The sequence below is a fragment of the Streptomyces sp. NPDC053426 genome (assembly GCF_055585405.1).
Window position 1 is genome coordinate 94802 of sequence record NZ_JBVJKE010000003.1, and the last position, 13797, is coordinate 108598.

The 13797-nt window shown below is 73.3% G+C and carries 10 protein-coding genes and 2 tRNA genes; 7 read left to right on the forward strand and 5 right to left on the reverse strand.

The features are described from left to right. Nucleotides 1-95: 95 nt before the first annotated feature. The 4 genes from ACZ62B_RS07375 (at nt 96) to ACZ62B_RS07390 (ending at nt 3296) form a co-directional block, all read left to right on the forward strand. Nucleotides 96-572: a MarR family winged helix-turn-helix transcriptional regulator gene (locus tag ACZ62B_RS07375; RefSeq protein ID WP_468887351.1), complete on the forward strand. Its 477-nt coding sequence runs from the start codon at nt 96-98 to the stop codon at nt 570-572. A 79-nt stretch (nt 573-651) separates the two neighbouring features. After that, nucleotides 652-1083: a DUF7144 family membrane protein gene (locus ACZ62B_RS07380; RefSeq protein ID WP_344569512.1), complete on the forward strand. Its 432-nt coding sequence runs from the start codon at nt 652-654 to the stop codon at nt 1081-1083. Nucleotides 1084-1148: 65 nt separating this feature from the next. Next, entirely contained in the window at nt 1149-1610 is a 462-nt protein-coding gene (locus ACZ62B_RS07385) for a potassium channel family protein (RefSeq protein WP_344569530.1), read from the forward strand. 390 nt (nt 1611-2000) lie between these two features. Next, complete coding sequence (locus ACZ62B_RS07390; protein WP_344569514.1) at nt 2001-3296, forward strand: cell envelope integrity TolA family protein; 1296 nt, start codon at nt 2001-2003, stop codon at nt 3294-3296. A gap of 102 nt (nt 3297-3398) precedes the next feature. On the opposite strand, the gene ACZ62B_RS07395 is transcribed toward ACZ62B_RS07390, so the two are convergent. Together ACZ62B_RS07395 and ACZ62B_RS07400 are read right to left on the reverse strand one after the other, a co-directional pair. Continuing rightward, nucleotides 3399-3471: transfer RNA gene (locus ACZ62B_RS07395), tRNA-Arg, on the reverse strand. 202 nt (nt 3472-3673) lie between these two features. Further along, nucleotides 3674-3764 (reverse strand) — tRNA-Ser (locus ACZ62B_RS07400). Between the two features lie 181 nt (nt 3765-3945). On the opposite strand from ACZ62B_RS07400, the gene ACZ62B_RS07405 reads away from it, so the two are divergent. Together ACZ62B_RS07405 and ACZ62B_RS07410 are read left to right on the forward strand one after the other, a co-directional pair. Next, nucleotides 3946-4431: an SSI family serine proteinase inhibitor gene (locus ACZ62B_RS07405; protein WP_468887354.1), complete on the forward strand. Its 486-nt coding sequence runs from the start codon at nt 3946-3948 to the stop codon at nt 4429-4431. A gap of 294 nt (nt 4432-4725) precedes the next feature. Next, complete coding sequence (locus ACZ62B_RS07410) at nt 4726-9351, forward strand: PAS domain-containing protein (RefSeq protein ID WP_469689403.1); 4626 nt, start codon at nt 4726-4728, stop codon at nt 9349-9351. A gap of 12 nt (nt 9352-9363) precedes the next feature. Here ACZ62B_RS07410 and ACZ62B_RS07415 read toward each other — a convergent pair whose 3' ends face one another. After that, entirely contained in the window at nt 9364-9942 is a 579-nt protein-coding gene (locus ACZ62B_RS07415; protein ID WP_344569944.1) for a TetR/AcrR family transcriptional regulator, read from the reverse strand. Nucleotides 9943-10072: 130 nt separating this feature from the next. Here ACZ62B_RS07415 and ACZ62B_RS07420 point away from each other — a divergent pair, with 130 nt between their 5' ends. Beyond that, nucleotides 10073-11326 carry an MFS transporter gene (locus ACZ62B_RS07420; RefSeq protein WP_469689404.1) on the forward strand — a complete coding sequence of 418 codons (1254 nt, stop codon included), beginning with the start codon at nt 10073-10075 and terminating at the stop codon, nt 11324-11326. Nucleotides 11327-11441: 115 nt separating this feature from the next. Here ACZ62B_RS07420 and ACZ62B_RS07425 read toward each other — a convergent pair whose 3' ends face one another. Together ACZ62B_RS07425 and ACZ62B_RS07430 are read right to left on the reverse strand one after the other, a co-directional pair. Next, nucleotides 11442-13097 carry a long-chain fatty acid--CoA ligase gene (locus ACZ62B_RS07425; RefSeq protein ID WP_344569940.1) on the reverse strand — a complete coding sequence of 552 codons (1656 nt, stop codon included), beginning with the start codon at nt 13095-13097 and terminating at the stop codon, nt 11442-11444. Between the two features lie 126 nt (nt 13098-13223). After that, complete coding sequence (locus ACZ62B_RS07430) at nt 13224-13790, reverse strand: SigE family RNA polymerase sigma factor (protein ID WP_085571229.1); 567 nt, start codon at nt 13788-13790, stop codon at nt 13224-13226. Nucleotides 13791-13797: the final 7 nt, after the last annotated feature.

The following is a 13797-nucleotide window of genomic DNA, read 5'->3' on the forward strand; positions in this document are numbered from 1 at the left end:
GCCCGCCCCCTCCGCCGTCGACGCCAGAATCTCTCACGTCGTAAGAGATTTACCACGAAACCCCTCACGATCTAAGGGAAACGAGGAAACCCGGAATGCAAGCCAAGCCGCGCCAGCCCGCCACGCCGGAGCAGGCGCTGTGGGCGATGGACCAGCTCGTCGCGACCCACCTGGTGGGCCAGCACGAGATCGCCCAGCAGGTGGGCCTGAACGTCACCGACCTGACCTGCTTCGCCTTCGTCATCGAGGCCGGCGAGGACCTGCTCACGGCCGGCGAGCTGGCGGACCGCGTCCACGTCACGACGGGCGCGATGACCGGGATCCTCAACCGCCTGGAACGCGCGGGCTACATCATCCGCCGCCCCGACCCCGCGGACCGCCGCCGCGTCCGCGTGGAGGCCCTGCCGGACGCCCTGGCCCGCACGCGCGAGATCTACGACCCCTACTACGTCCGCATCAACGAGCTCTTCGCCGACTACACCCCGGAGGAGATCGCCGTGCTCCACGACTGGTTCCGCCGCGCGAACACGGTCGCGGCCGACTACCTGGAGGAGCACTGCCGCACCGACTGAGACGCCGAGATGCCGAGCGGGAACCACAGTGCAAACCTGGTGGAGGGCAACGCTCGGGGACAGCCGAAAGGTCGGACACATGGCGAGCAATGTCAGCGGCACGCACCACCACCAGGCCGGATGGGAAGCAAGGAGCCCTTGGGCGACGAGTTGGACGGCGGCAGCGGCGGTCCTGATGACGTTCGGCGGCATCATGGCGATCTTCCAGGGCATCGCCGCCATCGCCGAGGACGACGTCTTCGTCGCCACCCGGAACTTCACCTACGAGTTCAGCCTCACCGGCTGGGGCTGGATCCACCTGATCCTCGGCGCCCTGGTGACCGTCGCCGGCCTCGCCCTGTTCACCGGGGCCACCTGGGCCCGCATGGTGGGCATCGCGCTGGCCGGACTCAGCATGGTCGCCAACTTCGTGTGGCTGCCCCACGCGCCGGTCTGGTCGATCGCCCTCCTCATCATCGACGGCTTCATCATCTGGGCCCTGTGCGCACCACGCCGCGAGTCCCGGGCCTAGGGCGCACATCCGCGGTCTGGAGCGCCCTGTGGCCCTGGCTGGTCCAGGCGGCGGGCGTGGCGACGATGGTCACCGCGTACTTCCTCCTGCCCCTGGACCGCCTGGGCCCGCGCCGCCCGGCCCTGAGCTGGCTCCTCTTCGGCCTCGCGCTGACGCTGATCGCGCTCCTGCTGCTGCGGCAGGTCGTCCACGTCCTGCTCGGCCGTCCGGACGTCCGCCCGGGGCTGGTCATCCCCCTGCTGATGAGCCTGTCCATCCTGGTCTTCGCGACCGCCTACCAGGCCCTGGCCCAGCGCCCCGGCGAGCTCGACGGCATCGCCACCCGCCTGGACGCCCTCTACTTCACCCTGGTCACCCTCGCCACCGTCGGCTACGGCGACATCACTCCGCACGGCCAGGCGGCCCGCCTGGTGACCATCCTGCAGATCCTCTACACCTTCGTCTTCCTCACGGCGGCGGCCACCGCCCTGACCAACCACCTCCGCACCGCACTCCGGCGCCACGAGAATCCCCGGCGCCCGGAGTGACACCCATGCCGCGCGGCCGGAATCCCCGTCCGCCGCACAAACCGGTGCCGCACAAATCTTCCGGGGCCTTCCGGGGCCTTTCGGGAATGCGGAAACCCCTGCCCCGCGGAGAAGCCGGAGCTTGAACCAGCCCCGATTGCATGCCCGTTGACGCCTCCGGCCTGCCCCCTCCCACGCCCAAGTGACATACATCACAGAGAAATGCAGGCATCCTGAACAACCATCCTCATTCGCCCGTTTCCTTCAGTCGAATATCCCCGGAGGGAACCGTGGTACGGCAGAAAGCACCGGCCCGCACCGTCCCGGGCAAATAAACTCGGCAATACGCAGGATGCCCGCATTTTCTTCTCGCTGGCCGTTCTCCCCGCTTCCCACCAGGAAAGGTCCCTAGTGAGATTCAGCCGTACCCTCGCCGTGGCCGCCGCCGTCGCGGTGACCGCGCCCGTCACGCTCCTCACCGCCGCTCCGGCCCTCGCCGCCGGAACGTCCGCGGGACAGGTGCAGCAGCAGCCGACGTACGCGGAACTGGTCAAGGCCGCCGCCGACGCGAAGAAGGCGTACGAGGAAGCCGTCATCGCCAAGAAGGAAGGACAGGAGAAGGCCAAGGCCACCCTGAAGGCCCTGGAATCCGACACGCATCCGCTCAGGGCTGCGACGATCGCCGCGGACAAGGCGGCGAAGGAGGCGGCCGAGGTCACGGAGGCGGCCGAGAAGGCCGTCACGGACGCCGAGGCCGAACTCGAAGCGGCCCAGGACGACGCGGGGAAGGCCGAGGCGCAGAAGGCCCTCGAAGCCGCCCAGGAGGAACTGGCGAAGGCGGTCACCGCCCAGCAGGAGGCCGACGCCGAGGCCGAGAAGGCCGGCACCGCGCTGAGCAACGCCAGGGTGGCGGCCGCCCGCGAGCACAGCATGTTCCAGGTCGCCCTCGACGAGGCCGAGAAGGCCAAGAAGGCCGCCGAAGAAGCACTCGCCGCCGCCAAGAAGTGCGTCCGCGAGAACGGGCTGACCTCCCTCGCGGTGGGACTGCCGTCCAAGGTCGTCGCCGGGACCACCGTCGATTTCACCCTGCGCGTGACCAACGGGACCGACCGCACCCTGACCGTGGACCCCCTGGTGTTCTTCCACGTGGAAGGCGAGCGGCGCGACGCGAAGAGCGCCCTGGAGGTGAAGTGGTCCGACGGCTCGGACTGGCAGACCCTCAACGGCGACGAGCCCGAGCACATCGCGCACATCGACAGCATCGAGCCGGGCGAGCGCAACGACGTGAAGCTGCGGATGAAGGTCGGCTCCGTGGCCGAGGCCACCGACGCCTTCGCCCTGTTCGCCGGCGACGCCCGGAGCGCGTACAACCCCTGCGTCCTGGGCCCGATGAAGCGCTACGACTTCAAGCTCCTGCCCGTCGGCAGCGAGACCGGCCCGGCCGAGGAAGCCGAGCCCGGCCCGGCCGGCGAGAACGACGACAAGCGACCGGAGACCACGAAGCCCGGCACGGACAAGGGCCCCTCCGCACAGGGCGGCGTGACCGCACAGACGGTGACCACCGGAACCCGCGTCGACGGCAGCCTCGCCAAGACCGGTACGTCCTCCGCGATGGCGCCGCTCGCCCTCACGAGCGCCCTCACCGCCGCCCTCGGCGCCGGAGCGGTCCTCGCCGCACGCCGCCGCAGGACCACGGACAACGCCTGACCGCGACGGGTACCCGGCCCCCGCGGCCGGGTACCCGTCCACCCCCGGAGCGGGGAAAGCCGGAGGCCCCGTGGATCACTCCACGGGGCCTCCGGTCTGCTGTGCACTCGGCAGGATTCGAACCTGCAACCTTCTGATCCGTAGTCAGATGCTCTATCCGTTAAGCTACGAGTGCTTGTCTCTTCAGTTTTCTCGCCGCTTCCCGGCCCTTTCGGCCCGCTCGCGGCGACAGGAAGAACATTACATGACTGCCGCCGCCATGTGAAATCCGTTTGGCTCACCCCTTGTGACCTGCGCAAACGCGGGATCGACCGCGGGATCGGCGGGGCGACAACGACGAAGCCCCGGCCGCAGGGGCCGGGGCTTCGTGATCGGTGCGGAGGCGGAGGGATTTGAACCCTCGATGGGCTTTAAGACCCAAACCGCATTAGCAGTGCGGCGCCATAGACCGGACTAGGCGACGCCTCCATGCACAGAACCCTCCGCGCGTGAGCGCGAGTGGATCGGTGCGTGCCGATGATGACACACCCGCGTGGGCTGTCACCAATCGCCACCCACGGTACTAGGCGGGGAGCCCGCAGGGCAAAGCACTTCCGGCCGTCGCGCCGGTGTGGCGCAACGTCCCGCGCGGTGGCGCGTTGATCAGGTCATGTCGCAGCTCACCTCACAGGTCGTGTCGCAGATCCGGCGTGCGGACACCGCGCGCCCCGTGCTGTGGCGGCTCGTCGCCGTCGCGGCCCTCACCTCGCTGTCCACCGCGCCCCCGGCGGCGTACGCGCAGGACGCTCCTCCGCGCGGTGACCGCCTCACCGTCACCGTGCGCGACGCGGGCGGCGGGATGGACGGGACGTACGAGGTGCGGTGCCGGCCCGGCGGCGGCAGCCATCCCGACCCCGCCGGGGCCTGTGCGGCCGTCGAGCGGAACACGCGGTGGGGGCGGGACGCCTTCGCCCCGGCACCGCGGGACGCCGTCTGCACCCTGCAGTACGGCGGGCCCGCCACCGCCCGCGTCACCGGCACCTGGGCCGGCCGCCCCGTCGACGCGACCTACGACCGTACGAACGGATGCGAGATCGCCCGTTGGGACCGGCTGGTGCCGCTGCTGCCCGAAGCGGGCGCCGGGGGACGCGGGTGAGGGAGACCTCCGGGAGCGACGGGAGTGGCGGGAGTGGCGGGGGCGCGTGGTGGCGAGTCGGGGCACAGGGGGCGTAAAGGTCCCGCGAAGGTTCGTGGCGCGTCGGTGCAGGCAGTCACGGGTTCCGGGCCTACCGGGCGTCACATCGCCGTCACTTTCCCGTGCGATGTCCGTCCCATCCGGCGTCGCGAGCGCAACCCCAGCCCTTAGACTCCCTCGCGTGACACGCTGCGGGCAGGTTGGCAAGATGGCCCGAGCGGTCGGCACGTCGCGGTAACAGGGAGGAAGCGTCTCGTGAGCAGCAGGCCATCCCGGGGCACTGCTCGCCTCGCAGCCATACTGGACGCGCTTCCGGACGCCCTGGTGCTGGTCAACGCCAACGGGACGGTCGTCAACGCCAACGCCATCGCCCTGGAGGCCTTCGAGACCCCCGGCACGGCGCTGGTGGGGCGGGGGCTGCTGGATCTGCTGCCGGAGTTCGACTCCAAGCTCATCCCCGGGTCCATGCGGCGGCCCGACCACATCGACCCCCGGGCGCGCACCAAGCCGACGCGGATGGTCGCCCGGCGGACCGACGGGACCGAGTTCCCGGTCGAGGTCACCAGTGCGAATCTGGAGAACGGCCAGCAGGCGTACGACAGTTCCGGCTACACCGGCGACGAGCTGCTGATGCTCGTCGTCCGCGACCTCTCCGGCACCGTCGACACCGAGGCCGAGCTGGCGCGTTCGCAGCGTCAGACCGAGATGATCCTGCGGGCCGCCTCCGAGGGTGTCGTCGGGACCGACACCGACGGGCGGATCGTCCTCGTCAACCCGGCCGCCGCCCAGATACTGGGCTACCGGGCCGGCGAACTCGGCGGGCGCGAACTGCACACGCTCGTCCTGCACTCGCGCGCCGACGGCGCCCCCTTCCCGTACGACGAGTCCCCGCTCGCCGACACCCTGCGCTCCGGGCGCAAGCACCGGGTGCGCGGCCAGGTGCTGTACGCCAAGAACGGCGACAAGCTGCCGGTCGACCTGACGACCGCGCCGGTGCGCGACGGCGACCAGCTCGTCGGCGCCGTCATGACGTTCCTCGACCGCCGTCCCTACGACGCGCTCGCCGAGGAGAAGGAACAGGCCGAGCGGGAGCACGCCGAGGAGCTGGAGCGGCTCGCCGAGGAGCACGGCTCCGAGCTCACCGCCCTGCGTCAGGGCCACGTCACCGAGCTGGAGGAGCTGCGCGAGCAGCACGCGGAGGAACTCGCCGCGAACGAGGAGCGGTACGCCGCGCTCGGCGAGCGGGAGAAGGACCGCTACGAGGCCCTCGCCGCCCGGCACGACCAGCTGCTCACCCTGCTCGGGCGCTCCCTGCGCGGCCCGCTGGACGAGCTGCGCCGCGAGCTGTCCGCGCTGGCCTCCGACGACGCCGGACAGCTGTGGCCCGAGGCCAACCAGGTGCTCCACCACCTGTCGGCCGGCTACGCCCGGATCACCACCCTCATCGACAACGTCCTCGGCTACCAGCGGCTCGACGCCGGCGGCGAGCAGGTCGCCCGTACGAAGGTGATGCTCGACGCCGTCGTCGCCGCCGGGGTCGACGGTGCCGTGGAGCTCATCGGCCCGGGACGGGTGCAGTTCGCCGTGCACGCGCCGCCCATCGAGGCCGAGGTCGACCCTCGGCTGCTCGCGACCGCCCTCGCGCATCTCGTCGCGGACGTCGCGGGTGTCGACGCGACCGGCAACACGCCGGTGTCGGCGGGCGGTTACCTGGACAACACGGTCGTGGTCGCGGCGGCGCAGCGCGGTGAGGTCGTACGCATCGAGGTGCGCGGACCGTACGGCGGCGGCGACCCGGTGCACGAGCCGATCGTGCGCGGGATCGTCCGGGCGCACGGCGGTGTGCTGCAGACGCACGAGGTGCCCGGGATGAGCGGCAGCGCGTTCGTCCTCGAGGTGCCGCTCGGGGGCGGGGCGGGGTCCGTGCCGGTCGCCGAGCCGGTGGTGCCGGCCGAGGAGACCGCTCCCGTTCCCGCCGAGCCGGCTCCCGGTGGCGGCGGGCGGCGCCGGGCGCGGCGCGCGTCCGTGGACGCCTTCCTGGAGAGCGAGGTGCCGGGCGCGGACGACGGCTCCGGTACGGACTCCGCGCCCACCGGCCGGCGCAGGCGCCGGGCGGCGGCCGCCGCCGACGACGAGCCCGCGCAGGCGTCCGGCGGTACCGGGCGGCGGCGCGGCCGGCCGGCCGAGGGCGCGCCGGCCGCGGTGGGAGCCGAGGTCGAGCTCGCGGGGGCCGCCGGGGTGTCCGAGGGGGCCGTCGTCACCGCCGCCGAGCATGCGGCGGGGGCCGCCGCGTCGAACACGGGGCTGGGCGGGACCGTACCTCCGCAGGGGGTGCCGGGGCCGTCCGGGCAGCGTGTCCGGCAGGGGTCCGGCGAACAGCACGCGCTGCCGCCGGCGCTGTCCGCGCCGTCCGGCGGGGACGGGGCGGCGGACGCGCCCCAGTCCGAGGTCGCGGTGCATGTTCCGGCTCAGGCTTCGGGGCAGGCTCAGTCGCAGCCGACGGGACGGCGCCGGCGTGCGCTGGCCGCCGCCACCGAGCGGGCGGCGGCGCAGGAGGCCGCGCCCCGTACGGTGTTCGCACTGCCACCGGCCGAGGCGGACCAGGAACAGCACACCGACCGGCCGACCCAGGCCGAGGCGGTCGGGCAGACCGGGGTTGTCGGGCAGGCCGGGGTCGACAACGGTCGCCATGACGCCGTTCCGCACGACCAGGCCGACGACCGCACCCCGCCGCAGCCGCACCCCACCAGCGCGCCGACGGGCCGCCGCCGGCGGGCCGTCGCCCGGCCGGCAGGGCCCGACGGCACACCCACCGAGGCTCCCGTTCCGGCCGCTCAGGCGGCGACCGCCCAGGCTTCAGGGGCTTCGGCGCAGTGGGGGGCGGCACCCGCGCAGGGGGCGCCTGCCGCGCCGCAGGGGGCTCCGGTTCCGCCGCAGGGTGCTCCCGTGCCCGCGCAGGGTGCGGCCGTTCCGGTCCAGGGGGCCGCGGTCCCGCCGCAGGGCACCTCCGCGGCGCCGCAGGGGGCTCCCGTACCCGCGCAGGGTGCGGCCGTTCCCCCGCAAGGGGCTCCCGTGCCCGCACACGGTGCCGCGGTCCCGCCGCAGGGCGCCGCGGTCCCGGCACACGGCGCTCCCGTTCCGGCACACGGAGCCGCGGTCCCGGCACACGGCACTGCGGTCCCGCCGCAAGGTGCCGCGACCTCAGCGCATGGAGCTCCGGTAGCCGCACAGGGCGTGGCCGTTCCCCCGCAAGGGGCTCCGGTACCGGCACACAACGCTGCGGTCCCGCCGCAGGGTGCCACACCCCCGGCGCACGGGGCTCCCGTGCCCGCACAGGGCGTGGCCGTCCCTCCGCAAGAAACTCCGGTACCGGCACACGGTGCCGCCATCCCGCCGCAAGGCGCCACACCCCCGGCACACGGCGCTCCCGTGCCCGCACAGGGCGCGGCCGTTCCCCCGCAGGGCGCCCCCGTACCCGCACAGGGACAGGCGGCGCAGCCGCTTCCCGCCGCTCAGCCGCTTCCCGCCGAGGCCGCGCCCGGGCAGGGTGCTGCGGCCGAAGGCGGCCCCGCTGCGCAGCAGTGGCCCGCCGCCGGTGACACCTCCGGTGCCGGTGTGGCCGTACCGGCGGCCGCGGGTCCGGCGCAGCCGACCCCCGCCGCCGGCACCCCGTTGCCGCCCGAGGGCGCGCCGGTGCAGCGGGCCGCTCAGCCGTTGCCCGCGGAGGCCTCGGCGCCGGTCGATCCGAACTCCACCCAGGGGCGGGCGATCAGCGTGCGGACGCTGGGGCAGGGCGTGCCGTTCAACCGGCAGGCCGCCCAGGTGCAGCAGCCGCTGCCGTCGGCCACGCCTCCCCCGCACCAGCCGGGCGGCTCCGGCCGCCGCCGCAAGCTCGGTACGCGCCCCGACCCGGCCGCGGGCAGCGAGCCGAACGCGCGCCCGCACCCGTCGGCCGAGCCCGTACCCGCGAGCGCCCACGCGCACGCGCCGGCGCACTCCCGGCTCGCGCCGACGACCGAGGGCACCGGACGGTCGTACGCCATAGGGGCGCCCGACGCGGACGCCGCCGAGGGGCCCGAGCCGCTGGACGGCCCGGGCGGGGCCGTCGAGGTGGCGGACCCGCCGCGTCCGCAGCCGATGGACGACGAGCTGCCGCCGGAGCCGCTGGACAATCCGCGCCGGCTGCTGGTGTGGCCCGCGCCGGACGTCACCACGCAGCAGGCGCTGAGCGACCGCGGTTACCGGCCGGTGATCGTGCACTCGCGCGAGGAGGTCGACGCGCAGATCGCGGCGTTCCCCGCCGCGCTGTTCGTGGACCCGCTGACCGGGCCGATCACCCGTACGGCCCTGCAGTCGCTGCGCCAGGCGGCGGTGGCCGCCGAGGTGCCGGTGCTGGTCACGGCCGGGCTCGGACAGGCCTCGCGCGACGCCGCGTACGGCGCCGATCCCGCCGTACTGCTGAAGGCGCTCGCGCCGCGCGACAGCGAACAGCACCCTCCGCGCGTACTGCTGATCGAGGAGCACGCGGAGATCGCGCTGGCGCTGACCGGGACGCTGGAGCGGCGCGGGATGCAGGTCGCGCGGGCCGCGAGTGACGCCGACGCGGTGGCGCTGGCGGGGCAGTTCCGGCCGAACCTGGTGGTGATGGACCTGATGCGGGTGCACCCGCGCCAGGCCGGGCCCGCCGGGATCGTCGACTGGCTGCGGGCGAACGGGCAGCTCAACCGCACCCCGCTCGTCGTCTACACGGCCGCCGTCGACCAGGCGGACCTGCCGCGGCTGGCCTCCGGCGAGACCGTGCTGTTCCTGGCGGAGCGGTCCACCAGTGAAGAGGTGCAGGACAGGATCGTCGACCTGCTGTCGCGGATCGGGACCAACTGACCCGCGCCGCGGTCAGCGGGCGACCAGGCGGCGCGCCGCCTCCTTCACGGACGCGCGCAGCCGGGCGCGGTCGTCCGGCTCCCCGCCGACCAGGATGCGGCGCATCTGCGGGACGACGGCCGTCCAGTTGGCCAGCGCGGTCAGCAAGAACAGCAGGTCGCCGGCCGGGATGGCGTCGGTGACGACGCCCCGGTCCTGGCCGTCCTGGAGCAGGGCGACCTTGCGGACGTAGTGCTCCTGGCGTTCGCCTTCGTGGGGCAGTTCGTCGGTGCCGTACTCCAGGCCCTCCCAGAAGAGCAGGCGCAGCAGTTCGGGGTGGGCGGCGTGGTAGTCCATCAGCCGGTCGACCCAGCCCTCGATGTCGTCCGGGTCGACGGGGACGGACTCGGCGAGGTCCAGCATCTTCCGCTCCAGGACGATCGCGAACAGCTCCGCCTTGTTGCCGAAGTAGGCGTAGATGAGCTGCTTGTTGGCCTTCGCCTCGGCCGCGATGCGGTCGATGCGGGCACCGGCGATGCCGTGGCGGGCGAACTCGGTGACCGCCGCCTCGAAGATCCGGGCCTTGGTGGCCTCGGGGTCCCTGACTGCCATGGGGACAGGGTAGCGCCACTTGTAACCAACTGTTTGGTTGACAGGGAATCCGGCGGGGACGCAGACTGTTCCCTCCATCAGCCAACCAACCAGTTGGTTGTTAGAGCAGGCTCGAAGGGGTATCCCGCTCATGTCCTCAGCGCCCAGCGCCAACACCACCGGCCGACAGGCCCGCAGGCCACCGGTCACCGCTCCCGATCAGAATCCGGGTCTGGATCCGGGTCCGGGTCCGGGCCCGTCCCGCGGCTCCGGCGCGTTCCTCACGCTCATCGCCGTGTGCACCGCGGTCACGGCCGCCAACATCTACCTCGCCGCGCCGCTGCTCTCCCTCATCGCCCGCGACTTCGGCTCCACGCCGTCCGCCGTGGCCTGGATCGCCTCGGTCGCCCAGCTCGGCTACGCCGTCGGCCTGCTCTTCTTCGCCCCGCTCGGCGACACCGCCGACCGGCGCCGGCTGGTCACCGTCCTGACCCTGGTCACCACCGCCGCCCTGATCGCCAGTGCCGTCGCTCCCGGCACCGGCGCACTGGCCGTCGCCGTGTTCGTCGCCTCGGCCGGGACCGTCGTACCGCAGCTCCTCGTCCCTCTGGTCGCCGAGCGCGCCCCCGCCGCCCGCCGCGCCCGCCATGTCGCGGCCGTGATCGCCGGCCTGTTCACCGGCGTCGTCGCGGCCCGGGTGCTCGGCGGACTCGCCGGGGAGGCCTTCGGCTGGCGGTGGGTGTTCGCGGGCGCGGCCGTCCTCACGCTCGCCCTGGGCACCGCCACCGCCCTCGTCCTGCCGTCCGGGCGGCGGCGCCGCGACGGCTCGCTGTTCGGCGGCCTCGCCGCACTGCCCGGACTGCTGCGCCGCTCGCCCGACCTGTGGCGCGCGTCGGTGCGCCAGGCGGGGATGTTCGGCGCGTGGAGCGCCCTGTGGACCTCGCTCGCCCTGCTGCTGACGGGCCCGGCCTACGACCTGTCCACCGCCACCGCCGGACTGTTCGGCCTCTTCGGGCTCGCGGCGAGCGCGGTGGCGCCGCTGGCGGGCGGGCTGGTCGACCGCTTCGGCGCCGCCAGGGTCGTACGGGGGGCGTATCTGCTCGCGGCCGTCTCCGTGCCGCTGTTCTGGCTGGGCGGGCAGGTCGTCTGGGCGCTGTTCGTCGCCGCGATCGCGATCCACGCGGCCCTGGTCGCCTCCCACGTCGCCAACCAGACCCTCGCCCTGACCACCACCTCCAGCCCGGCCGTCGCCAACACGGCCTATGTCGTCTCCGGCTTCGCCGGCGGCGCCACCGCCTCGGCCCTCGCGGGCACCGCCTTCACCCACTTCGGCTGGAGCGGGGTGTCGGCGGTGGCGGCGGTCTGGCTGGCGCTGGGGTGGGGGAGCACGGCGGTGCGGCGGTGACGGTGTGACGGCGGTGACGCCGTCACCGTACGACCGGGACACCCGGTGACGGAGCCGCACGCCGCCGGACGGCGAGGTTCCGCCCCACCGCCCGGCGCATCCCGCGTACGCCGTGTCAGAGCCGGGTGACGTCCAGCTCCCCGGCGGCGTACTGCCTGCGCAGCACCTTCTTGTCGAACTTGCCGACGCTGGTCTTCGGCACCGACGCGATCACCGTCCAGCGCTCCGGGAGCTGCCACTTGGCGATCTTGCCCTCCTCCTGGAGGAAGGCGCGCAGGGTGGTGAAGTCCGCGGTGGAGCCCTCCTTGAGGACGACCGTGGCCAGTGGGCGCTCGCCCCACTTGTCGTCCGGGACGGCGACGACGGCGGCCTCGGCGACGTCCGGGTGGGACATCAGCGCGTTCTCCAGGTCGACCGAGGAGATCCACTCGCCGCCGGACTTGATGACGTCCTTGGCGCGGTCGGTGAGGGTGAGGAAGCCGTCGGGGGAGATCGTCCCGACGTCGCCCGTCTTCAGCCAGCCGTCCTCGCTGATCTTGTCGGCGGGGCGCAGGGGTTCGGCGTCGGGGCCGTTGTAGTAGGCGCCCGCGATCCACGCGCCACGGACCTCCAGCTCACCGGCCGACTCGCCGTCCCAGGGGAGGCGTTCGCCGCCGGGGCCGGTGAGGCGGGCCTCGACGCCGGCCGGGAAGCGGCCCTGGGTCAGCCGGTAGGCGAACTCCTCCTCGGTGCCCACGGCGTGGGCCGGCGGGCGGGCGATGGTGCCGAGCGGGGAGGTCTCCGTCATGCCCCAGGCGTGGCAGACCCGCATGCCCAGCTCGTCGAACGCCTCCATCAGGGAGGGCGGGCAGGCGGAGCCGCCGATGGTGACCTGGGTGAGGGAGGAGACGTCCCGGGGCTTGGCGGTCAGCTCGGCGAGCAGCCCCTGCCAGATGGTGGGGACGGCGGCGGCGTGGGTCGGCTTCTCGCCCTCGATCATCTCGGCGAGCGGGGCGGGCTGCAGGAAGCGGTCCGGCATCAGCATGTTGACGCCGGTCATGAAGGTGGCGTGCGGCAGGCCCCAGGCGTTGACGTGGAACTGCGGGACCACGACCAGCGAGGTGTCCTCGTCGGTCAGGCCCATCGACTGCGCCATGTTGACCTGCATGGAGTGCAGGTAGATCGAACGGTGGCTGTAGACCACGCCCTTGGGGTCGCCGGTGGTGCCGGAGGTGTAGCACATGGCGGCGGCGGCGCGCTCGTCCAGCTCCGGCCAGTCGTAGGCGACGGGGTGTCCGGCGAGCAGGTCCTCGTACTCGTGCACCCGCGCGGTGGCGTCCGCCAGCGCGGAACGGTCGCCGGGGCCGGAGACGACCACGTGCTCGACGGTCTTGAGGTGCGGCAGCAGCGGCGCGAGGAGGGGGATCAGCGAGCCGTTGACGATGATCACCCGGTCGGCGGCGTGGTTGACGATCCACGCGAGCTGCTCGGCCGGGAGGCGGAGGTTCAGGGTGTGGAGGACGGCGCCCATGGAGGGGATCGCGAAGTACGCCTCGACGTGCTCGGCGTTGTTCCACATGAGGGTGGCGACCCGGTCGTCGCCGGTGACGCCGAGGTCGTCGCGCAGGGCGTGGGCCAGCTGGGCCGCCCGGGCGCCGATCTCCGCGTAGGAACGGCGGTGCGGTTCGCCCTCGCCGGTCCAGGTGGTCACCTGTGAGGTGCCGTGGATCGTCGACCCGTGGGTCAGGATCCTCGAGATCAGCAGCGGTACGTCCTGCATGGTGCTCAGCACGGGGCGTCCTCCTGGGCGACATTGCCTGCGCGGGGTAGGGGTTGCGCTGATTCTGCGCACATACCGCGCGGTATGTCACTAGGGGAGCGAATGATCGATCACGCCGCGTCCGCGGACCGGTGCGTGTCAGCCGCGGACGAGCCCCAGCTCGGCGTCCTCACGGAGCTTGCCGAGCGCCCTCGACACGGCCGACTTCACCGTGCCCACCGAGACGCCGAGCACCTCGGCCGTCTGCACCTCGCTGAGGTCCTCGTAGTACCGCAGCACGACCATCGCCCGCTGCCGCGCGGGCAGCCGCATGATCGCCCGCCACATCGCGTCGCGCAGCGCCTGCTGCTCGGCCGGGTCGTCGCCGCCGGGCACCGGGTCGGGCTCGGGCAGCTCGTCGCAGGCGAACTCGTCGACCTTGCGCTTGCGCCACTGCGAGGTGCGCGTGTTCAGCAGCGCCCTGCGCACGTAGCCGTCGAGCGCCCGGTGGTCCTCTATGCGCTCCCAGGCGACGTACGTCTTGGTGAGCGCGGTCTGCAGCAGGTCCTCCGCGTCGCTCGGATTCCCGGTCAGCGACCGGGCGGTACGCAGGAGCACCGGCTGGCGAGCCCTCATGTACGACGAGAACGACGGGTACGGGAGGGTCTGCGCCGCTGTCGCTGGAGTGGCGGCTTTCGAAGCGCTGGTGCAGACGGGTGTGGTCATGGCTCAA

Bases quoted from the DNA above. Each gene is read 5' to 3' on its own strand.
- ACZ62B_RS07375 (WP_468887351.1), top strand. From the start codon at position 96: ATGCAAGCCAAGCCGCGCCAGCCCGCCACGCCGGAGCAGGCGCTGTGG.
- ACZ62B_RS07380 (WP_344569512.1), top strand. From the start codon at position 652: ATGGCGAGCAATGTCAGCGGCACGCACCACCACCAGGCCGGATGGGAA.
- ACZ62B_RS07385 (WP_344569530.1), top strand. From the start codon at position 1,149: ATGGTCACCGCGTACTTCCTCCTGCCCCTGGACCGCCTGGGCCCGCGC.
- ACZ62B_RS07405 (WP_468887354.1), top strand. From the start codon at position 3,946: ATGTCGCAGCTCACCTCACAGGTCGTGTCGCAGATCCGGCGTGCGGAC.
- ACZ62B_RS07415 (WP_344569944.1), bottom strand. From the start codon at position 9,942: ATGGCAGTCAGGGACCCCGAGGCCACCAAGGCCCGGATCTTCGAGGCG.
- ACZ62B_RS07420 (WP_469689404.1), top strand. From the start codon at position 10,073: ATGTCCTCAGCGCCCAGCGCCAACACCACCGGCCGACAGGCCCGCAGG.
- ACZ62B_RS07430 (WP_085571229.1), bottom strand. From the start codon at position 13,790: ATGACCACACCCGTCTGCACCAGCGCTTCGAAAGCCGCCACTCCAGCG.